This window comes from Streptomyces sp. NPDC088116, from assembly GCF_044741745.1.
Taxonomy (GTDB): Bacteria; Actinomycetota; Actinomycetes; order Streptomycetales; family Streptomycetaceae; genus Streptomyces.
In genome coordinates this window covers 958,640-978,856 of record NZ_JBIUTF010000002.1, presented here as the reverse complement: position 1 = coordinate 978,856, position 20,217 = coordinate 958,640, and the positions used below count along the sequence as shown (strand labels likewise).

The window sequence follows — 20,217 nt, the reverse complement described above, 5'->3', positions numbered from 1 at the left end:
GCCCGGTCATCGGAGACCGCGCTCGGCGCACATGCATGGAGGACGTGACGTGGCGAACGACGCCAGCACCGTTTTCGACCTAGTGATTCTCGGCGGCGGTAGCGGCGGTTATGCCGCGGCGCTGCGCGGAGCGCAGCTGGGCCTGGACGTCGCCCTGATCGAGAAGAACAAGCTCGGCGGCACCTGCCTGCACAACGGCTGCATTCCCACGAAGGCCCTGCTGCACGCCGGCGAGATCGCCGACCAGGCACGCGAGGCCGACCAGTTCGGTGTCAAGGCCACCTTCGAGGGCATCGACATCGCGGGTGTGCACAAGTACAAGGACGACGTCGTCTCGGGTCTGTACAAGGGCCTTCAGGGTCTTGTCGCCTCCCGCAAGGTGACGTACATCGAGGGCGAGGGACGGCTCTCCTCCCCCACCTCCGTCGATGTGAACGGCCAGCGTGTCCAGGGCCGCCACGTCCTCCTCGCGACCGGCTCCGTGCCGAAGTCGCTGCCGGGCCTGGAGATCGACGGCGACCGCATCATCTCCTCGGACCACGCGCTGACGCTGAACCGCGTCCCGAAGTCCGCGATCATCCTGGGCGGCGGCGTCATCGGCGTCGAGTTCGCCTCGGCCTGGAAGTCCTTCGGCTCCGAGGTCACGGTCGTCGAGGGCCTCAAGCACCTCGTGCCCGTCGAGGACGAGAACAGCTCCAAGCTGCTGGAGCGCGCTTTCCGCAAGCGCGGCATCAAGTTCAACCTCGGCACGTTCTTCGAGAAGGCCGAGTACACGCAGGACGGCGTCCGTGTGACGCTGGCCGACGGCAAGACCTTCGAGGCGGAGGTGCTGCTGGTCGCGATCGGCCGCGGCCCGGTCTCACAGGGGCTCGGCTACGAGGAGCAGGGCGTCGCGATCGACCGCGGCTATGTCGTCGTGGACGAGTACATGCGTACCAACGTGGAGACGATCTCGGCGGTCGGTGACCTCGTCCCGACCCTCCAGCTCGCGCACGTCGGCTTCGCCGAGGGCATCCTGGTGGCCGAGCGGCTGGCCGGTCTGAAGACCGTCCCGATCGACTACGACGGTGTGCCGCGCGTCACGTACTGCCACCCCGAGGTCGCCTCCGTCGGCATCACCGAGGCCAAGGCCAAGGAGATCTACGGTGCGGACAAGGTCGTCGCCCTGAAGTACAACCTCGCGGGCAACGGCAAGAGCAAGATCCTCAAGACCACGGGCGAGATCAAGCTCGTGCAGGTCAAGGACGGCGCCGTCGTCGGCGTCCACATGGTCGGTGACCGTATGGGCGAGCAGGTCGGCGAGGCTCAGCTGGTCTACAACTGGGAGGCTCTGCCGGCCGAGGTCGCGCAGCTCATCCACGCGCACCCGACCCAGAACGAGGCGCTCGGCGAGGCCCACCTGGCCCTGGCCGGCAAGCCCCTCCACTCCCACGACTGATCCAGTCCGGGCTCGACGACCACTACCGCACATTCGATAGGAGCACCTGAAACCATGGCGGTTTCCGTAACCCTGCCGGCGCTCGGCGAGAGCGTCACCGAGGGCACTGTCACCCGCTGGCTGAAGGCCGAGGGCGAGCGCGTCGAGGCCGACGAGCCGTTGCTCGAGGTCTCCACCGACAAGGTCGACACCGAGATCCCCGCTCCGGCCGCCGGCGTACTGGCGTCCATCAAGGTCGCCGAGGACGAGACGGTGGAGGTCGGCGCCGAGCTGGCCATCATCGACGACGGCACGGGCGCGCCCGCTGCCGAACCGGCGCCCGCCGCCGAGGCGGCTCCTGCGCCGGCCCCGGCGCAGGAGGCCCCGAAGGCGGAGGCCCCGGCCCCCGCGCCCGAGCCCGCCGCCGCCCCGGCCGGTGGCGCCTCCGGTACCGACGTCACGCTGCCCGCGCTGGGCGAGTCGGTCACCGAGGGCACCGTCACCCGCTGGCTGAAGGAGATCGGCGACTCGGTCGAGGAGGACGAGCCGCTGCTCGAGGTCTCCACCGACAAGGTCGACACCGAGATCCCCGCTCCGGCCGCCGGTGTGCTGCTGGAGATCGTGGTGGGCGAGGACGAGACCGCCGAGGTCGGCGCCAAGCTCGGCGTCATCGGTGCCGCGGGTGCCGCTCCGGCCCCCGCCGCGGCTCCGGCCGCTCCCGCGCCCGCCCCGGCGCAGGAGGCCCCGAAGGCCGAGGCACCGGCTCCGGCTCCCGCCCCGGCTCCGGCTCCCGCGCCTGCCGCTCCGGCACCGGCCCCCGCGCCGGTCCAGGCCGCACCCGCGGCTGCCGCTCCGGCTCCGGCTCCGGCTCCGGTCCAGCCCGCCGCCCCGGCCCCGGCTCCCGCCGCGACCGCCGGTGACGACGGTGCGTACGTCACGCCGCTGGTCCGCAAGCTCGCCGCCGAGAACGGTGTCGACCTGGGCTCCGTGAAGGGCACCGGCGTCGGCGGCCGTATCCGTAAGCAGGACGTCACCGCCGCCGCGGAGGCCGCCAAGGCCGCCGCTCCGGCTCCGGCCGCCGCTGCCGCCCCCGCGGCGAAGGCGCCGAAGCTGGAGGCGTCCCCGCTGCGCGGTCAGACCGTCAAGATGACCCGCATGCGCAAGGTCATCGGCGACAACATGATGAAGGCGCTGCACACGCAGGCTCAGCTGACCTCCGTGGTCGAGGTGGACATCACCAAGCTGATGCGTCTGCGCGCGCAGGCGAAGGACTCGTTCGCCGCCCGTGAGGGCGTCAAGCTGTCCCCGATGCCGTTCTTCGTGAAGGCCGCGGCCCAGGCGCTGAAGGCCCACCCGGTCATCAACGCCCGGATCAACGAGGACGAGGGCACGATCTCGTACTTCGACTCGGAGAACATCGGTATCGCGGTGGACTCGGAGAAGGGCCTGATGACCCCGGTCATCAAGGGTGCGGGCGACCTGAACATCGCCGGTATCTCCAAGAAGACCGCGGAGCTCGCGGGCGCGGTGCGCGCCGGCAAGATCACCCCGGACGACCTGGCCGGCGCGACCTTCACGATCAGCAACACCGGTTCGCGCGGGGCGCTGTTCGACACGATCATCGTGCCGCCGAACCAGGTCGCCATCCTGGGCATCGGTGCCACCGTCAGGCGCCCGGTGGTCATCAACCACCCGGACCTGGGCGAGACCATCGCGGTGCGCGACATGACGTACGTCGCGCTCTCCTACGACCACCGTCTGGTGGACGGCGCCGACGCCGCCCGCTACCTGACCGCGGTCAAGGCGATCCTGGAAGCCGGCGAGTTCGAGGTCGAACTCGGCCTGTAAGGCTTCCAGGGCTTCGGCCCCACAAGGCAACGGTGCCCCCGTCCGGATCCCTCCGGACGGGGGCACCGTCGTATGGTCCGCCGCCGTATCGTTCATCCATCGACCGCTGCCCCAGGAGCGTTTCATGAGCCAGCCCGTCATCCACTCGCTGCGCGAACAGATCCGCGAGCACATCGTGGAGGGGATCGTCAGCGGTCGCTGGAAGCCCGGCGAGCGGATCGTGGAGCGGCGGATCGCGACCGAACTCCAGGTCAGCCAGACGCCCGTGCGTGAGGCGCTGCGTGAGCTGGAGAGTCTGCGGCTGATCGAGTCGGCGCCCAACAAGGGCGTACGGGTACGGAATCTGACCGCGGCCGACCTGGAGGAGAGCTATCCGGTACGGGCGGGTCTTGAGCAGATCGCCGCGGAACTGGCCGCCGGGCGCCTCGCGGTGGACTGCTCGGCGCTGGAGCCGCATGTGACGGCGCTGTACGAGGCGGACCGCCGGGCCGACGGTACGGCGCAGGTGCGGCACACCGTGGGTTTCCACCGGGAGCTGGTGCGAGCGGCCGGTAACAGCGTGTTGCTGCACACCTGGGAGGGGCTGGGCATCGAGGTCTTCACCGCGCTGTCGATCCGCTGGCTCGGCACCGTGCAGAAGTCGTACGCCGAAGAACACCAGGAGCTGGTCGAAGCCTTCCGGCGGAGAGATCCCGGCATTGGTTCACTGGTGAAGGACCATGTGCTCGGATGCGCGCCGCGCGCCTGATTCACCCTTTCTGTCAGGATTACTCACCGTCACTCGGTGCCCTCTCCCGCGGCACGGAATGCCAACTTTCTCCGTATCGGGAAGTTTTACCCTTCAACCCTTTGATCGATCATCGATCAGCAACTTAGAGTCAATGACGGGCTGCATCCAGCCCTTCGCCCTGTCCTGCCAGACAAGGCTTTTCTCCACCCCCCTCCTGTCCGGAAGGCGGCGTCCATGACTGACCCCGTAGGCAAACTCCCGAGCGAGCTCGACCAGCTCCCGGACCGTGATACCGAGGAGACCGCCGAATGGGCGGCCTCGCTCGACGCCGTCACCGAGCACGCAGGATCGCACCGTGCCGCGTACCTGATGCGGCGCACCCTCCAGCACGCGGGAACGGCCGGGGTCCCGGTGCCCGAGCTGCTGGAGAGCGACTACGTCAACACCATCCCCACCGCCGCCGAGCCCGCCTTCGACGGCGACGAGGCGATGGAATCCCGGATCGCCGGCTGGAACCGCTGGAACGCGGCCGCGATGGTCACCCGTGGCTCCCGCTTCGGCGTCGGCGGCCACATCGCCACCTTCGCCTCGGCCGCCTGGCTGTACGAGACGGGCTTCAACCACTTCTTCCGCGGCAAGGAGGGGGACGGCTCCGGCGACCAGCTCTACATCCAGGGCCACGCCTCCCCCGGCATCTACGCCCGCGCCTTCCTCGACGGACGGCTGAGCGAGCAGGACCTGGACAACTTCCGCCAGGAGGCGGGCGGCAAGGGCCTGCCCTCGTACCCGCACCCGCGGCGGCTGCCCTGGCTCTGGGAGTTCCCCACCGTCTCGATGGGTCTCGGCCCGCTCTCCGCGATCTACCAGGCGCGCTTCAACCGCTACCTGACCAACCGCGGCATCAAGGACACCTCCGCCTCGCACGTGTGGGCGTTCCTCGGTGACGGCGAGATGGACGAGCCCGAGTCGACGGCCGCCCTCGCCCTCGCCTCCCGTGAGCAGCTGGACAACCTGACCTTCGTCATCAACTGCAACCTCCAGCGCCTCGACGGCCCGGTCCGCGCGAACTTCAAGATCGTGCAGGAGCTGGAAGCCCAGTTCCGCGGCGCCGGCTGGAATGTCATCAAGTCGCTGTGGGGCTCCGCCTGGGACGAGCTGTTCGCCCTGGACACCACGGGCGCGCTGGTACGCCGGCTGCGCCAGGTCCCGGACGCGCAGTTCCAGACGTACGCGACCCGCGACGTCGCCTATATCCGTGAGCACTTCTTCGGCGCCGAGCCGGCCCTCGTCGAGCTGGCGAAGCTGCTGCCCGACGCGAAGATCGCCGAGTGTTTCTTCACCTCGCGCGGCGGCCACGAGGCCCGCAAGGTGTACGCGGCCTACCGCGCGGCGGTGGCCCACGAGGGCGCGCCGACCGTGATCCTGGCGCAGACCGTGAAGGGCTACACGCTCGGTTCCGGCTTCGAGTCGCGCAACGCCAACCACCAGATGAAGAAGCTCTCGGGCGACCAGTTCCGCACCATGCGGGACCTGCTGGAACTCCCCATCCCGGACTCGGAGCTGGACGACAGCCTCGTACCGTACGGGCACCCCGGCGCCGACTCCCCCGAGGTCCGCTACCTCCAGGAGCGGCGCGCGGAGCTGGGCGGTCCCGCCCCGGCCCGTCGGGTGCACCCCGTCGCGCCGCTGCCCGAGCCGTCCGAGAAGGCGTTCCAGTCGGTCTACAAGGGTTCGGGCAAGCAGTCCGTGGCGACCACCATGGCGTTCGTCCGGCTGATGAAGGACCTGATGCGGGACAAGGAGACCGGCAAGCGCTGGGTCCCGATCGTCCCGGACGAGGCGCGCACCTTCGGTATGGAGGCGCTGTTCCCGTCGGCCGGCATCTACTCGCCGATGGGCCAGACGTACGAGCCGGTCGACCGCGACCAGATCATGTACTACAAGGAAGCCAAGGACGGCCAGATCCTCAACGAGGGGATCACCGAGGCCGGTTCGATGGCCGACTTCATCGCCGCCGCGACGTCGTACTCGACGCACGGCGAGACGATGATCCCGTTCTACATCTTCTACTCGATGTTCGGCTGGCAGCGCACGGGCGACCAGATGTGGCAGCTCGCCGACCAGCTCGGCAAGGGCTTCATCGTCGGCGCCACCGCCGGCCGTACGACCCTGACGGGCGAGGGACTCCAGCACGCGGACGGCCATTCGCACCTGATCGCGGCCACCAACCCGGCCTCGCTCAACTACGACCCGGCCTTCGCCTACGAGGTCGCGGTGATCGTCAAGGACGGTCTGCGCCGGATGTACGGCCCCGACGCCGAGAACGTCTTCTACTACCTGACGGTCTACAACGAGCCGATGCCGCAGCCCGCGATGCCCGAGGGCGTCGAGGAGGGCATCGTCAAGGGTCTGTACCGCTTCAAGGAGGGCACCCCGGCGGCCGCCGACGCCCCCCGCACCCAGCTGCTGGCGTCCGGTACGGCGATCCACTGGGCCCTGGAGGCCCAGGAGCTGCTCGCCGCCGACTGGGGAGTCACGGCCGACGTCTGGTCCGCCACCTCCTGGGGCGAGCTGCGCCGGGACGCGCTGGCGGCCGACGAGGCGCTGCTGCACGGCGAGGAGCGGGTGCCGTACGTGACCCGCGCGCTGGCCGGCGCACCGGGCCCGGTCCTCGCGGTGAGCGACTGGATGCGCCAGGTCCCGGACCAGATCAGCCAGTGGGTCGAGCAGGACTACACCTCGCTCGGCACAGACGGCTTCGGCCTCTCCGACACCCGTGAGGCGGCCCGCCGTCATTTCGGTGTCGACGCGCGGTCGATCGTGGTCGCGGCGCTGGCGCAGCTGGCCCGCCGGGGCGAGGTCAAGCCGGAGCGGATCGTCGAGGCGCGGGAACGCTACGGCCTCTGATTCGGCCGTGTCCGGCCGCCCTCGGGTGGTCATCCGGCAACCGCTTTCGGGAGCCCCTGTCACGATGTGGCGGGGGCTCCCCTGCATCATGGAGGCATGCGCGCTGCCCGGCTGATCAAGATGGTGCTCCTGCTCCAGTCCAGGCCGTCCATGACCGCCGGTGAGCTGGCCAGGGAGCTGGAGGTCTCGGAGCGGACCATCACCCGGGACGCCCAGGCGCTCTCCGAGGCCGGTATCCCGGTGTACGCGGACCGGGGCAGGACGGGCGGTTACCGGCTGGTCGGCGGCTACCGCACCCGGCTGACCGGGCTCGCGCGCGGTGAGGCCGAGGCGCTGTTCCTCTCCGGTGTGCCGGGCGCGCTGCGCGAGATGGGCCTGGACGACGTGTCCTCCGCCGCCCGGCTGAAGGTGTCGGCGGCGCTGCTGCCGTCGCTGCGGGACGCGTCGGACACGGCGGCGCAGCGTTTCCATCTCGACGCGCCGGGCTGGTACCAGGAGCCCGAGACGCCCGAGTTGCTGCCCGTCATCGCCGAGGCGGTCTGGGGCGACCAGCTGCTGCGCGCGCACTACCGGCGCAAGGACGCGGAGGTGGAGCGGGAGCTGGCTCCGTACGGTCTCGTGCTCAAGGCGGGTGTCTGGTATCTGTGCGCTCGCGCCGAGGAGACGTTCCGGGTCTACCGGATCGACCGGTTCGCCGCGGCGGAGCCGTTGAAGAAACGTTTTTCCCGTGACGAGTCCTTCGATCTGCCCGGCTTCTGGGAGGAGCGGGCCGCGGAGTTCACGCGCTCGCTGCTGAGTACGCAGACCGTGCTGCGGCTCTCGCCCGACGGCGCCGGCCGACTGCCGTACGTGGTGGACCGCGCGGCGGCACACGAGGCGATCGAGGCGGCGGGCCCGGCGGACGGGGAGGGCCGGCTGACGGTCACGCTGCCGGTGGAGTCGGAGGAGGTCGCGTACTCCCAACTGCTCGGGCTGGGCGCGGAGGTGGAGATCCTGGAACCGGCCACGCTGCGAAGCCGGTTCGCCCAGGCGGCGGAGGCGATGCGTGCGCTGTACGGGTGAGCCCCGGCCCCTCCCCGGCCTCCGGCCCCCGACCGCGCGCCAATGGCAGGGACTTGGCAGGGGGCAAAGAGCCCTCTTCCGACAACTCTCCTTCATTGGCAGGCTGTTGTAGAGTGCGGCTGTGCCTGGAGACAGCGCCATGACCGACGGACACGAGCACCCGCGGGACATGACCGAGGGACACCAGCGCCCGCGGGATGTGGTCGCGGACGCGCTGCGTCACCACATCTCCCTGGGGGAGCTGCCCGTCGGCGAGCGGATCCCGACGCAGGCGGAGCTGAGCGAGCGCTACGGCGTCCCGCGCGGCGCCGTCCGCCGGGCACTGGAGATCCTGGAGCGGGAGGGCCTGATCAAACGGGCCCAGCAGGGCACGCCCCCGACGGTCGCCAGGACCGCGCCCGCCCCGCTTCCCCTCCGTTCCTCCGCCGACACCGGTGACGTACCCGCGCCGCGACGCCATCCGCCGCGCCCGGCCGGGGTGTTCCTGGGCGAGCGTGTCGCCCAGTGCTTCCGGCGGCGCCGGGTGACCATCGACGCGTACTGCCTGAACGGCGAGACCCTCGCCTCGGCCCTCGCGGGTCCGCTGGTCGCCCTCGGCACCGCCGGCGTACGCAGTCCCGAGCGGATCACCGTACGCATTCTCCTGCCGGACACCGACGGCCCGCTGGCGCTCCCCCAGGTCGTCGGGGAACCGGCGAACACCCGGCCGCGCGAGCGGCTCGGGGAGACCACCGGTCATATCTACGGCTCGCTAAGGCACTCGCTGCGCATGCTCAAGGTCCGCGGCCTGGTCCCCGAGGTCACGGTCGAGGCCAGACGGGTGTCGATCACACCGACCCAGAAGGTCTACATCCTCAACGGCGAGGAGGTGCTGGCGGGCCACTACCAGGTGCAGTCCCGCCGGGTGGACCTCGACCGGGACGACCCGATCGAGATCTACGACATGCTCGGTGTCGAGGGCATGCTCTTCCGGCACACCGCGGTCGACGACGACCATGTCACGGCCGCCTATGTCGACCAGACCCAGAAGTGGTTCGACTCGCTGTGGGACACCATCGCGGAGCCGTGGGACTCCTTCTGAGCCTCCCGGGCCTGTCGGCAAGACGAATCGGCGCGCGGCGGAGGCTTCTCAGCCCGAGGCGACGAGCAGCAGCACCAGCAGCACCGATGCCGCGCACAGCAGATTGACGGTCAGGTCCCCGTCGTCCCGTGCCACCCGCGCCGCCCGCGCCGCCCGGACGAGCAGGACGCAGAGCAGCACGCCCAGCGTTCCCTCGGGCCCGACGGCCGCCGCCAACCGCGGCAGCTGAGCGAGCAGTTCGATGAGCAGTTCCGTACGTGTCAGTGCCCCCATGGCATCTCTCCGATTCAGTTTCGGCCCTACCGGGCGGGACACCCTGCGGTTGGCACCCCGTTGGCAGATAAATGCTGCGGAGAGAAAGCCAAATGGTCGGGTATCGGTTCTCATCCTCATACCCACCGGCAATGGCAGCCATTGTGGTGCAGCACGGGCAGCATGACCGCCCGTCCGGTCATGTCACCGGCCAACGGGGCGACTTGACCGGTAGTTGCAGCTCCCTGTCCTACGGGGAACGGGAGTTGTAGCCTCGGCGATGTGATGCCCAGTGATCAGGGAGGGGGCGAGGAACTCCCCCGGTACCGTTCCGTCGCGGACGATCTACGCAGTCAGATCCTGGAGGGTCGGTGGTCTGCGGGGGACGCGCTGCCCAAGCAGCACCAGCTCCAGCGGCGCTACGGAGTGGGGCGGGGCACCATCCAGAGCGCCCAGCAGATGCTGCGCGAGGAGGGGCTTCTGGAGGCAGGGGCGCCCGGCCGGGCCGCCCGGGTTGCCAATCGGACGACCAACCTCCAGCCATTGGCACACCACATCACCCGGGCCTTCGCCGCCCGGCATGTCACGCTCGACGTCTGGTCACTGACCACCGAGCAGCTCAGCAAGGCGGTCCAGAACCAGGCCGAGGCCATCATGGAGGGCCGTCGGCGCCCACCGGAGTCGATCACCGTACGGGTCCTGCTGCCCGACCTGGTGACCTCCCACCCGTACCCACGTCACGTCGACGACCCGGCGGACCCCCGGCCGCTACAGAGGCTGCGGCATGTCATCCGTACGTACGCGGGGGCGCTGGAGCACTCGCTGACCCTGCTGGCCGAGCGCGGGCTGGTCGAGCACGTCTCGGTGGCCATCCGGGGGCTGCCGACGATCCCCGGCGAGAAGCGTTATCTGATCAACGGCACGGAGATGCTGACCGGCTACTACTGGCTGGAGCGCGGCCAGATGCAGAACAACCCGGACGGCGCCTCACTCGATGTGCTGGAACTGCGCAGCGGCGACCTGTTCGCGTCCTCGCTGGCCGCCGAGAGCGCCAGCGCGCTGGAGCGGGCGCGGTTCGAGCAGGTCAGGCGCTGGTTCGAGTCGCGCTGGGACCAGGTCGCGCTGCCGCTGACGCTCGCGGACCAGGGGTGAGCCGGCGGACACTCCACGAAATCACCCGGATTTCAACAGCCCCACCACGTGCAAGGCCCCCCGCCAAGGTCGATGCTGGACCCGTGATGGACGAGACGGAGTTCTGGGAGATCATCGACAGCACCCGCGAGGGCGCCGAAGGTGACCCCGACGACCATGCCGATCTTCTGGTCGAGCGGCTGCTGACGCTCGACCCGGACTCCGTGCTGGACTTCGCGCGGCACTTCGAGGCCCGCTACAACCGCGCCTACAACTGGGATCTGTGGGGCGCGGCCACCGTCCTGCTCAGCGGGGCGAGCGACGACGCCTTCGACTACTTCCGCTGCTGGCTCATCGGCCAGGGCCGGGAGATCTTCGAGGGCGGAATCCACGACCCGGACAGCCTGGCCGAACTGCTGGACGAGTTCGACGAGGATCTCGACGGGGACGGCGAGGAGCTGGGGTACGCGGCGGACGAGGCGTACGAGCAGCTGACCGGGGTCGTGGCGCCCGATCTGGGGATCGCGGCGCAGCCGGCCGAGCCGGAGGGCACCCCACTGGACTTCGAGAGCGACGCGGCGCTGGCGGAGCGGTTCCCCCGGCTCTGGGAGCGCTTCGGACGCGAGTGAGCGCGCGGGCCGGATCCCCCTGGTCTCAATCGGTCAACGAGCGCCCCATGAAGACGTCGTCGACGAACTCGCCGTCCAGATAGAACTCCCTCGGCAGGATCCCTTCGACGGCATAGCCCTCGGCCTCGTAGAGCCTGCGCGCCGGGACGTTGTGCCCCAGCACCCGCAGCGTCAGCCGCAACGCTCCCTGGTTGCGCGCGTGCAGCGCCCCCGCGCGCAACAGGGCGCGCCCCACACCCCGTCCGCGAGCCGGTTCGTGGACCGCGAGCCCCTGTATCTGCCGTACATGCGCGTTGCTGGCGAGCGGCGTGGGCCGCGCCACGCGGATGTACCCGACAATCCGGTCCTCGGCGTCCTCGGCGACCAGGAAGTCCTCGGGCCGGTGCAGCGAGTCGAAGAACGGCCCGAAGGGCGGCTCCGGCCTCGGCGTCACGGCGTGCAGCGGCGACCAGGTCTGCCGCTCCAGCTCGGCCAGGGCCGCGTCGTCCGACCGGGCGGCCGGGCGGATCTGTGGTTCGGACATGGCGCAACTGTGCCACGCGGGTTTCCAGGGGCAGGATGAGAACCATGAAGATCGCTGTCACCGGCTCCACCGGGCTCATCGGTTCGGCTCTCGTCCACTCCCTGCGCACGGACGGCCACGAGGTGGTGCGCGTGGTACGGCGCACCTCCCGGTCGGCCGACGAAGTCGAGTGGGACCCCGTACGGCAGTACGTCGACGCACGCGGCCTGCACGGCTGCGAGGCCGTCGTCCACCTCGCCGGAGCGGGAATCGCCGACCAGCGCTGGACCGAGGCGTACAAGCGGGAGATCCGGGAGAGCAGGATCCTCGGCACGGCCGCGATCGCGGAGGCCGTCGCCTCCCTCCACACCCCGCCCCGGGTGCTCGTCTGCGGTTCCGCCATCGGCTTCTACGGCGACACCGGGGACCGGGCCGTGGACGAGAGCGCGCCGCCGGGAGACGGCTTCCTCCCGTCGCTCTGCGTGGACTGGGAGGAGTCGGCCTCGGCGGCCGAAGAAGAGGGCGTACGCACGGTGTTCGCGCGCACCGGCCTCGTGGTCTCCCGCCAGGGCGGCGCCTGGGGCCGGCTCTTCCCGCTCTTCCGCGCGGGCCTGGGCGGCCGGCTGGGCACGGGCCGCCAGTACTGGAGCTTCATCGCGCTGCACGACGAGGTGGCGGCACTGCGGCACCTGATCGACACGGAATCCGTGGAAGGCCCGGTGAACCTCACCGCCCCCACTCCCGTCACCAACCGCGAGGTCACCGCCGCGATGGGCCGCGTCCTGCACCGCCCGACCCCGTTCCCGGTCCCGGCGGCGGCACTGCGCACGGTACTGGGCGGCCTGTCGCAGGACGTCCTGGGCAGCCAACGGGTCCTGCCGACACAACTCCTGGAAACGGGCTTCACGTTCGCGTTCCCCACGATCGAAGAGGCGATCCGCGCGGCGTGATTTTTGGGGCTCGGTTCGCCTCCGGACGACCCGACCAGAGCGTCGGGGCGCCCCAACCCCAGAGGCGCAGGCAGAAACAGAAGGCGGCCCGCAGAGGAGGAGCCGACGGGAGGGGGGACGGCGTCGCAGGAGGTGACGTGTCCGGACGTAAAGCGTGATGTGTGCCGCACACCGGCTCGCACCCAACAAACAAACCCGCACGCGGCGTAAATCATGCAGTCCGGACATGCGCCTCCGGAGACGCCGGCCCCCGCGCCACCCACGGCACACACCGCACCCGCCCCCGTACCCGCAACCACACCCCCGCCGGACGGCGACACCGCCCCGCCACACCAAGGCGCACACCCGCCCGCCCCCATGCATCGGTGACCCCTCCCACGCGCGTCCGCGACACCCCCCTCCCCTCCCTACTCTCGACCAGAACCCGCTCATTCCAGGGGCCTGATGCGGGCATCAGCCCCCACCCAGCCGCGCCGACCTCGGGGAGGGGCACGTGCTCAGCAGCGCACACCGTACGACCGCACAGGACACCGCACAGGACGCGGACGTCGTCATCATCGGAGCCGGTATCGCAGGTCTCGCGGCGGCTCACCATCTCACCAGCGCAGGTGTAACAGTCAGCGTCCTGGAGGCCGCCCCTTACGTGGGGGGACGCATGGCCACCGACAAGGTGGACGGCTTCCTGCTCGACCGGGGCGGGCAGTTGCTCACCACCTCGTATCCGGAGCTGCTCCGTACGCCGGGCCTGGAGGGTGCCGCTCTGCGGATGTTCTCGCCGGGCGTGCTCGTGCACAGCGACGGCCGGAGTTACCGTTCCGGCGCGGTCGGCGGCGCACGGAACACGCGGAGTTCGCGGAATGCGCTCAGGACCGGTGCCGTGGGGAGCGCACGGAGCGCACTGACCGCGGCACGCGCCCTGGCGAGCGCCCCCCGTCCTCAGCTCGGCGGTGCGGTCGATCAGGCCCGGCTGGGCGCGGCACTCGGCCGCCTCGCGGCGACGCCGATACCGCGCCTGATGTCGCGTCCCGAACTCACCGCGCTGGAGGCCCTGTCCGCCCGCGGGCTGCCGTCCCGTACCGTCAGCGGCTTCATACGCCCGTTGCTGTCCGCGCTGCTCTGCGACCCGGATCTCGGCACGTCCAGCCGCTGTGCCGACCTCGCGTTGCGCGCGTTCGCCCGGGGCCGGCTGTGTGTCACCGCGGGCGGCGCCTCCGCACTGCCCGAGTCGCTGGCGCGGACGCTGCCGGCGGGCGTCGTCCGTACGGATGTCCATGTCACGGACACGTCGATCAACTACGTCACCACGAAGGAGCACGGCGAGATCGCCTGCCGCTCGCTCGTGCTGGCGACCGGGGCGTCGGCCGCGGCCGAGTTACTGCCAGGGCTGCGGGTGCCGGAGTTCCATGCCGTGACGGTTCTGCACCACACGGCTCCGGTCGCCCCGTTGACCGATCCGGCGCTGCTGCTGGACGCCGACCGGAGCGGACCGGTGGCGCACACCGCGGTGATGAGCGCGGTCGACCCGTCGCGCGCACCGGAGGGCCGGACGCTGATCTCGTCGACGGTACTCGGCACGCCTCCCCCGGCCGCCGAGCTGGACCGTACGGTCCGTGCGCATCTGGCGCGGCTGTACGGGACGCCGACCGACGACTGGGAGTTGCTGGCCGTCCACCACAACCCGGAGGCGGTGCCCGCCATGCCGCCCCCGCACGATCTGCGCCGCCCGGTCCGGCTGCTGTCCGGTCTGTACGTGTGCGGCGACCATCGCGACACGAACACCGTCCAGGGAGCGCTGTTCTCCGGCCGCCGAGCCGCCCACGCGGTCCTGCGCGACCTGGGCGTACAGCCCGCGTACGGCGCGACGCCGCTGCCCGCGGTGGCGTGACGCGCGGCACGCGACACAGAACACGCGCAGCACGCCACGCGCCACGCGTCGGCACACGGCACACGGCACACGGCACACGGCACACGGCACACGGCACACGGCACACGGCACACGGCACACGGCACACAACGCAGACCACGCGACACAGGGCGCGCCGCGCACGACGCGCCCACAAGCTCCGGTCCCGTCCGGCGTCGACCACCCGGGCGGGACCGGCTTCCAACGGCTCGCGACGGCTCCCGGCCGACCGGGTCACACGGCCGTCGCACGACGGCCGTCGCACGACACCCGGCCCTCGCCGACCGGCCTCGCCCGCGCCCGGCTGGGCCTCGGCAACCAGCCCTCGGCAACCGTGCCCCGGCGCCCGTCCACGCCCCTCTCAGCCCAGCGCCGACACCCGGTCGCGATAGTTCCGTACCGCCGCCGCGTCCCGGTACGGCTCCAGGCGCCGCTCGAAGTCCCGTACGTACTCCACCGCCCGCGCCGACCGCATCTCGGTGGCCTGCTGGGCCGCCTCCGCGCCCAGCAGGCACGCCTGGTCCAGCTCGCCGAGGCCCAGCCGGGCGCACGCGAGGACCACCCGGCAGAAGAGCCGGCTGCGCGCGTACTGGGGCGCGCGCAGTTGGAGGGAGCGCTCCGCGTGCTGCACGGCCGCGCGGTACTGCTGCAAGTCCCGGTGGCAATGCCCGAATTCGTCCGCGAGCTGGGCCTCGTCGAAGAAGCGGGCCCAGTGCGGTACGTCGTCGCCGGGCCGTACGGTCTCCAGCGCGCGTTCCGACCGGACGAGCGAGGCGGTGCACGCCCGTACCTCGCCGAGCACTCCGTGCCCGCGCGCCTCGGCGGCGTGCAGCAGGGCCTGGACGACCGGGGGTGCCGAGGCGCCGATGCCCTGCTGGGCGACGCGTGCCAGCTGGACCGCTTCCCGGCCGTGGCCGAGATAGACGGCCTGGCGGCTCATGGTGGTCAGGACATACGAGCCGTAGGCGCGGTCCCCGGCCGCCTGGGAGAGGCGCAGGGCCTGGACGAAGTAGCGCTGGGCAAGGCCGTGGGCCGCGATGTCGTACGAGGTCCAGCCCGCCAGCCGGGTCAGATCGGCCGCCGCGGCGAAGAGCCTGCGCCCGGTGGTCTCCCCGTACAGACCGCGCAGCATGGGCTCGGCCTCGTGTTCCAGGTAGCGGACGAGGGCCTGGCGCGCGTGGCCGCCGCCGTAGGCCTGGTCCAGGGTGCCGAACAGGTCGCTGACCGAGCGCAGGGCTGCGATGTCTCCCTCGGTCACCTTCTGGCCGGCCGCGCGTTCGGTGCGCTGCCGGGGGACGTTGCCGGGCGGTCTGACCGGGGTGCCGGAACGCAGCGGCGCGGCGGGCCGCCCCGGCATCCCACCGGGCCGCTGCGGCACGCCGGTCCGTGCCTGGACGGGAACCGGGACGACGGTGGATACGGGGACGGGCTGGCGGGTGCCGTTCTGCGGGAAGAGGCCGGGGTGGCCGACCCGCTCGTCGGGGCGTCCGATCAGCCAGTCGCGGCTGGGGACGACGAGGCCCGCCGGGGTGAACGCGATCTTGCGCAGTTCGGTGTGGCTGCCGGAGTCCTTGCGCCACAGTCCGCCGACGATGTCGACGGCTTCCTCGGGGGTGGACGCGAATTCGAGCCCCGCATAGACGGGCGCACAGGCGTCCAGGCCCAGGTCCTGCGCGGACAGGCGGCGGCCGAGCCTGCGGGTGAAGACCTCCGCGATCAGTGCGGGTGTGGTGCCGCGGGGCTGCTGTCCGCGCAGCCAGCGCGTCACCGATGTCTTGTCGTACCGCAGGTCGAGGCCGTGTTCGAGGCCGAGTTGATCCACCCGGCGGGCGAGGCCCGCGTGGGAAAATCCGGCTTCCGAGATGAGTGCGGCGAGCTGGCGGTTGGGGATGCGCTGCGGAGGTCGTTCCGACATCAGCTGTACGGTCTCCTGCCTTCCGGGCCCGAGAGCAGCCCACATGGAACGGCGTGAATTTAGCGGCCGGGAACGGCGTGACCACCACCTTCGCCCCATATTCATCCGTTCGTGTGAGGATCGACAGCGTCGATGACCACGCTGGTCCGGGCCCGCTTCGAGGCCTGCTTCGAGGCTCGTCTCCGGGCCTTCCCGGAGTGGGCCCCGGAGCACCTGCCCGGACGTCCCGCCGGGAGCCGCCGTACAGTGGCGAGGGCACGACACGCGCACGTTGAGGGTTCTTGAGGAGGCTCGGCCGTGAGTGAGCTGCGGTACATCCGTCTGGGGTTCGGCGATGAATCCGTCGAGTACCAGGAGGCATGGCAGGAGCAGCGCCGGGTGCACGCCGCCCGCTTCGCGGACGAGATTCCGGACACCTGCCTGCTGCTGGAGCACCCGCCGGTCTATACGGCCGGACGGCGTACGGCGGACAGTGAGCGCCCGCTGGACGGCACCCCGGTCGTCGATGTGGACCGGGGCGGAAAGATCACCTGGCACGGTCCCGGCCAGCTCGTGGGCTATCCGATCCTCAAGCTTCCGCGCCCCGTGGATGTCGTCGCGCATGTGCGCCGGCTGGAGGAGGCCCTGATCCGTACGGCCGCCGAGTTCGGGCTGGAGACGTCCCGGATCGAGGGCCGCAGCGGGGTGTGGGTGCTGGGAGATCCGGTGCACGAGCGGCCCGCGCTGGGCGGGCTCTCGCTGGACTTCGATCCCCGGGTGGCGGACGAGGAGTTCGACGCGCGGCTGAACGGGCCGGAGTACGCCCCGTCCAACGCCGGCCAGCGCCGGGAGGACCGCAAGCTCGCGGCGATCGGTATCCGGGTGGCCAAAGGCGTGACGATGCACGGCTTCTCGTTCAACGTGAACCCGGACAACACCTGGTTCGACCGGATCGTGCCGTGCGGGATCCGGGACGCGGGCGTGACCTCGCTCGCGTACGAACTGGGCCGTGAGATCACGATCGCGGATGTCGTCCCGGTCGTGGAGAGGCATCTGCGGGACGTGCTGGAGCACGCGGAGCCGAAACCGCGCGAGGTGGAGCGCGCGACCGAGGCCGGGCATACGTCCGAAGCCGAGGCCGGGCGTGAAGCCGAGGCCGGGCGTACGTCCGAAGCGGCACGTATGTCCGAAGCCGGGCGTACATCCGAAGCCGGGGCCGGGCGTGAGGTCGAGCACGTGACCGTATAGGCGTACGGGGCCCTACGGGGCCTTGTGAGCCCCTGGGGCCGCTCAACCGGCCATCCCGGGGAATGCGCCCCTTTGGCCACGGGTTGGCCTGACGTAATGCCGCGCAAATAACGGGCGTAACCTGGTGTTCGCCGAAGAATCGAATGCCGCGCCAGCAGAGAGAGGTGCCGGACGTGTCCGCTGTCGCACCCGACGGACGCAAGATGCTGCGCCTGGAGGTCCGGAACAGCCAGACCCCCATCGAGCGCAAGCCCGAGTGGATCAAGACCCGGGCGAAAATGGGCCCCGAGTACCAACAGCTGCAGAAACTCGTGAAGAGCGAGGGCCTGCACACGGTCTGCCAGGAGGCCGGCTGTCCCAACATCTTCGAGTGCTGGGAGGACCGCGAGGCGACCTTCCTCATCGGCGGTGACCAGTGCACGCGGCGTTGCGACTTCTGCCAGATCGACACGGGCAAGCCGGCGGACCTGGACCGTGACGAGCCGCGCCGGGTGGGTGAGTCCGTCGTCACGATGGACCTGAACTACGCCACGATCACCGGCGTAGCCCGCGACGACCTGGAGGACGGCGGGGCCTGGCTGTACGCGGAGACCGTGCGCCGGATCCACTCGATGACGGCGGAGCGCGAGGCGGGCCGTACGAAGGTCGAGCTGCTGATCCCCGACTTCAACGCGGTGCCGGAGCAGCTGGCGGAGGTCTTCTCCTCCCGCCCCGAGGTGCTCGCGCACAACGTCGAGACGGTGCCGCGGATCTTCAAGCGGATCCGTCCCGGCTTCCGGTACGAGCGCTCCCTCGAAGTGATCACGCGTGCCCGCGAGGCCGGACTGATCACCAAGTCCAACCTCATCCTGGGCATGGGCGAGACGCGCGAGGAGGTCAGCGAGGCGCTGCGGCATCTGCACGAGGCGGGCTGCGAGTTGATCACGATCACGCAGTACCTGCGTCCGTCGGTGCGCCACCACCCCGTCGAACGCTGGGTGAAGCCGCACGAGTTCGTGGAGCTGAAGGACGAGGCCGACCAGATCGGCTTCTCCGGAGTGATGTCGGGTCCGCTGGTGCGTTCGTCGTACCGCGCCGGCCGGTTGTACCAGCAGGCGATGGAGCGTCGCGAGGCGGAAGCGACGGTCGGCCAGGCTGTGTGAATCTGCGCACAAGTAACTACTCGCCGGTAGAGGCGTTGGCGACGCGGCCCGTACTCTCTCCCCGCAGGTCGGGAGTGGAGTGAGGGCCGCGTCGGTGCGTCAGGGGTCGCATGTCAGGGTTTCATCCGCGTTTGACCGGTCGGTCACGTCCTGGTAACACCAGTGAGTGACGCTGGCTCTACGCACCGCGCACACCCGTTCTTCCCTCGTAGGCCCGTTCCCATCTCGTTCCACCCCGTTTTTCCGCCTGTTCCGCCGCTTTCACCCTGTTCCGCCGCGCAGGCCGCTCTTGCGCACACCGCACAACCGTCATCGCCTTCCGCTCTCCACCCGCTCCTGAGGGGATCGCCATCATGCAGGTCGCGCCGGTACGACCCATCACCGAAGCCAAGGCAGCAGCCGCCACCGCCCGCGCCACTGGCTCCACCCGCGCCACCACCACCCGCGCCGCCATCGCCCCGCATGCCCTGCCCGTGCTGCCCGCCCTGCCCTCCGTCGCCGGCGCGCTGCGCGCCGTGGAGTCCCTCCTCATGAGCAGCGGCCAGCGCACGGCCCGCCGCAACGCCTGGACAGCGGTCCTGGAGGACCGGCGCCGGGCCAAGGACCGGGTCGAGACGCAGCACGTACTGGAGGCGGTGTCGGACCGCTCCTCCCAGGCCACGTAAACTTCTGGACATGGCGAGGAAGGAAAACGCAGACACTGCTGCGAACCCGGGGCGACTGAAGCAGATCGCCCTTACCTACAAGATGACCAGGCGGGCTGACTCCAAGGTCGGTCTTGTCCTCGCGGGTGTGGGAATCGTCACCTTCGGTGTCTTCCTCGCGATCGGCTTCTTGATCAACCACCCCATCTATCTGGGCATCCTGGGCTTCATCCTGGCGTTCCTCGCGATGGCGATCGTCTTCGGCCGCCGGGCCGAGCGGGCCGCCTTCGGGCAGATGGAAGGCCAGCCGGGAGCGGCGGCGGCCGTCCTGGAGAACGTCGGCCGTGGCTGGACCACGACCCCGGCGGTCGCGATGAACCGCAGCCAGGACGTCGTCCACCGGGCCGTCGGCAAGGCGGGCATCGTGCTGGTGGGCGAGGGCAACCCGAACCGGGTGAAGAGCCTGCTGGCGGCCGAGAAGAAGAAGATGGCGCGCATCGTGGTGGATGTGCCGGTGCACGACATCATCGTCGGCGACGGCGAGGGCCAGGTGCCGCTGAAGAAGGTCCGTACGACCATGCTGAAGCTGCCGCGCGTACTGGCGGGCCCGCAGGTGACGGCGACCAACGACCGGCTGCGGGCGATGGGCGACCTGATGAGCAACATGCCGCTGCCGAAGGGTCCGATGCCCAAGGGCATGCGGATGCCACGCGGCGGAAAGATGCGCTGACCGGCACAGAACAGAGCACGTACAGGCAGTACACACACGGCAGTACACACACGAGGGCGGCCCGGAACGAGAGTTCCGGGCCGCCCTTTCACGTTGTTCCGGGCACGTTGTTCCGGGCACGTTGTTTCAGGCGCATGACCTGCCGCC

General features: G+C 70.6%; 17 protein-coding genes. 14 read left to right on the top strand and 3 right to left on the bottom strand.

Annotated elements, in window-relative coordinates:
* Nucleotides 1-49 precede the first annotated feature (49 nt).
* From lpdA to ACIOJD_RS10595, 6 genes are all read left to right on the top strand, one after another.
* Nucleotides 50-1,438 (top strand): dihydrolipoyl dehydrogenase, encoded by a 1,389-nt coding sequence (lpdA, locus tag ACIOJD_RS10620; protein ID WP_401910749.1) that lies wholly within the window; start codon nt 50-52, stop codon nt 1,436-1,438.
* Nucleotides 1,439-1,492: 54 nt separating this feature from the next.
* Nucleotides 1,493-3,265, top strand: coding sequence for a 2-oxoglutarate dehydrogenase, E2 component, dihydrolipoamide succinyltransferase (gene sucB, locus ACIOJD_RS10615; protein WP_401910747.1), 1,773 nt, complete (start codon nt 1,493-1,495; stop codon nt 3,263-3,265).
* Between the two features lie 124 nt (nt 3,266-3,389).
* Nucleotides 3,390-4,013: a GntR family transcriptional regulator gene (locus tag ACIOJD_RS10610; RefSeq protein WP_401910745.1), complete on the top strand. Its 624-nt coding sequence runs from the start codon at nt 3,390-3,392 to the stop codon at nt 4,011-4,013.
* Between the two features lie 216 nt (nt 4,014-4,229).
* The gene (aceE, locus tag ACIOJD_RS10605) at nt 4,230-6,902 is read left to right on the top strand and encodes a pyruvate dehydrogenase (acetyl-transferring), homodimeric type (protein ID WP_401910742.1); all 2,673 of its coding nucleotides are present in this window, start codon (nt 4,230-4,232) and stop codon (nt 6,900-6,902) included.
* Nucleotides 6,903-6,998: 96 nt separating this feature from the next.
* On the top strand, nt 6,999-7,964 hold the full coding sequence (locus ACIOJD_RS10600; protein WP_401910740.1) for a helix-turn-helix transcriptional regulator: 966 nt from the start codon (nt 6,999-7,001) through the stop codon (nt 7,962-7,964).
* Nucleotides 7,965-8,085: 121 nt separating this feature from the next.
* Nucleotides 8,086-9,045 (top strand): winged helix-turn-helix domain-containing protein, encoded by a 960-nt coding sequence (locus ACIOJD_RS10595; protein ID WP_401910737.1) that lies wholly within the window; start codon nt 8,086-8,088, stop codon nt 9,043-9,045.
* A 48-nt stretch (nt 9,046-9,093) separates the two neighbouring features.
* Here the strand turns inward: ACIOJD_RS10595 and ACIOJD_RS10590 are convergent, their stop codons facing one another.
* A complete protein-coding gene (locus ACIOJD_RS10590; RefSeq protein ID WP_401910735.1) occupies nt 9,094-9,318 on the bottom strand; it encodes a hypothetical protein in 225 nt (74 codons plus the stop codon).
* A gap of 264 nt (nt 9,319-9,582) precedes the next feature.
* On the opposite strand from ACIOJD_RS10590, the gene ACIOJD_RS10585 reads away from it, so the two are divergent.
* Both ACIOJD_RS10585 and ACIOJD_RS10580 read left to right on the top strand, forming a co-directional pair.
* Nucleotides 9,583-10,449, top strand: coding sequence for a winged helix-turn-helix domain-containing protein (locus tag ACIOJD_RS10585; protein ID WP_401910733.1), 867 nt, complete (start codon nt 9,583-9,585; stop codon nt 10,447-10,449).
* A gap of 86 nt (nt 10,450-10,535) precedes the next feature.
* Nucleotides 10,536-11,057 carry a DUF4240 domain-containing protein gene (locus tag ACIOJD_RS10580; RefSeq protein WP_401911720.1) on the top strand — a complete coding sequence of 174 codons (522 nt, stop codon included), beginning with the start codon at nt 10,536-10,538 and terminating at the stop codon, nt 11,055-11,057.
* A gap of 25 nt (nt 11,058-11,082) precedes the next feature.
* On the opposite strand, the gene ACIOJD_RS10575 is transcribed toward ACIOJD_RS10580, so the two are convergent.
* Nucleotides 11,083-11,580: a GNAT family N-acetyltransferase gene (locus ACIOJD_RS10575; RefSeq protein ID WP_401910730.1), complete on the bottom strand. Its 498-nt coding sequence runs from the start codon at nt 11,578-11,580 to the stop codon at nt 11,083-11,085.
* A gap of 35 nt (nt 11,581-11,615) precedes the next feature.
* Between ACIOJD_RS10575 and ACIOJD_RS10570 the strand changes: the two genes are divergently transcribed.
* Both ACIOJD_RS10570 and ACIOJD_RS10565 read left to right on the top strand, forming a co-directional pair.
* Nucleotides 11,616-12,509 (top strand): TIGR01777 family oxidoreductase, encoded by an 894-nt coding sequence (locus ACIOJD_RS10570; RefSeq protein ID WP_401910727.1) that lies wholly within the window; start codon nt 11,616-11,618, stop codon nt 12,507-12,509.
* A gap of 493 nt (nt 12,510-13,002) precedes the next feature.
* A complete protein-coding gene (locus ACIOJD_RS10565; RefSeq protein WP_401910725.1) occupies nt 13,003-14,394 on the top strand; it encodes an NAD(P)/FAD-dependent oxidoreductase in 1,392 nt (463 codons plus the stop codon).
* A 379-nt stretch (nt 14,395-14,773) separates the two neighbouring features.
* On the opposite strand, the gene ACIOJD_RS10560 is transcribed toward ACIOJD_RS10565, so the two are convergent.
* The gene (locus ACIOJD_RS10560) at nt 14,774-16,327 is read right to left on the bottom strand and encodes a regulator (protein ID WP_401910722.1); all 1,554 of its coding nucleotides are present in this window, start codon (nt 16,325-16,327) and stop codon (nt 14,774-14,776) included.
* 297 nt (nt 16,328-16,624) lie between these two features.
* Here ACIOJD_RS10560 and lipB point away from each other — a divergent pair, with 297 nt between their 5' ends.
* The 4 genes from lipB (at nt 16,625) to ACIOJD_RS10540 (ending at nt 20,070) form a co-directional block, all read left to right on the top strand.
* Nucleotides 16,625-17,554: a lipoyl(octanoyl) transferase LipB gene (gene lipB, locus ACIOJD_RS10555; RefSeq protein ID WP_401910719.1), complete on the top strand. Its 930-nt coding sequence runs from the start codon at nt 16,625-16,627 to the stop codon at nt 17,552-17,554.
* A gap of 173 nt (nt 17,555-17,727) precedes the next feature.
* Nucleotides 17,728-18,696, top strand: a complete 969-nt coding sequence (gene lipA, locus ACIOJD_RS10550; RefSeq protein WP_401910716.1) for a lipoyl synthase — start codon at nt 17,728-17,730, stop codon at nt 18,694-18,696.
* Between the two features lie 452 nt (nt 18,697-19,148).
* Complete coding sequence (locus tag ACIOJD_RS10545; RefSeq protein WP_401911717.1) at nt 19,149-19,361, top strand: hypothetical protein; 213 nt, start codon at nt 19,149-19,151, stop codon at nt 19,359-19,361.
* Nucleotides 19,362-19,371: 10 nt separating this feature from the next.
* Nucleotides 19,372-20,070: a DUF4191 domain-containing protein gene (locus ACIOJD_RS10540; protein WP_401910713.1), complete on the top strand. Its 699-nt coding sequence runs from the start codon at nt 19,372-19,374 to the stop codon at nt 20,068-20,070.
* Nucleotides 20,071-20,217 lie beyond the last annotated feature (147 nt).

Bases quoted from the DNA above. Each gene is read 5' to 3' on its own strand.
- ACIOJD_RS10575 (WP_401910730.1), bottom strand. From the start codon at position 11,580: ATGTCCGAACCACAGATCCGCCCGGCCGCCCGGTCGGACGACGCGGCC.
- ACIOJD_RS10590 (WP_401910735.1), bottom strand. From the start codon at position 9,318: ATGGGGGCACTGACACGTACGGAACTGCTCATCGAACTGCTCGCTCAG.
- ACIOJD_RS10570 (WP_401910727.1), top strand. From the start codon at position 11,616: ATGAGAACCATGAAGATCGCTGTCACCGGCTCCACCGGGCTCATCGGT.
- ACIOJD_RS10560 (WP_401910722.1), bottom strand. From the start codon at position 16,327: ATGTCGGAACGACCTCCGCAGCGCATCCCCAACCGCCAGCTCGCCGCA.
- aceE (WP_401910742.1), top strand. From the start codon at position 4,230: ATGACTGACCCCGTAGGCAAACTCCCGAGCGAGCTCGACCAGCTCCCG.
- sucB (WP_401910747.1), top strand. From the start codon at position 1,493: ATGGCGGTTTCCGTAACCCTGCCGGCGCTCGGCGAGAGCGTCACCGAG.
- ACIOJD_RS10540 (WP_401910713.1), top strand. From the start codon at position 19,372: ATGGCGAGGAAGGAAAACGCAGACACTGCTGCGAACCCGGGGCGACTG.
- ACIOJD_RS10600 (WP_401910740.1), top strand. From the start codon at position 6,999: ATGCGCGCTGCCCGGCTGATCAAGATGGTGCTCCTGCTCCAGTCCAGG.
- ACIOJD_RS10585 (WP_401910733.1), top strand. From the start codon at position 9,583: ATGCCCAGTGATCAGGGAGGGGGCGAGGAACTCCCCCGGTACCGTTCC.
- ACIOJD_RS10610 (WP_401910745.1), top strand. From the start codon at position 3,390: ATGAGCCAGCCCGTCATCCACTCGCTGCGCGAACAGATCCGCGAGCAC.
- ACIOJD_RS10580 (WP_401911720.1), top strand. From the start codon at position 10,536: ATGGACGAGACGGAGTTCTGGGAGATCATCGACAGCACCCGCGAGGGC.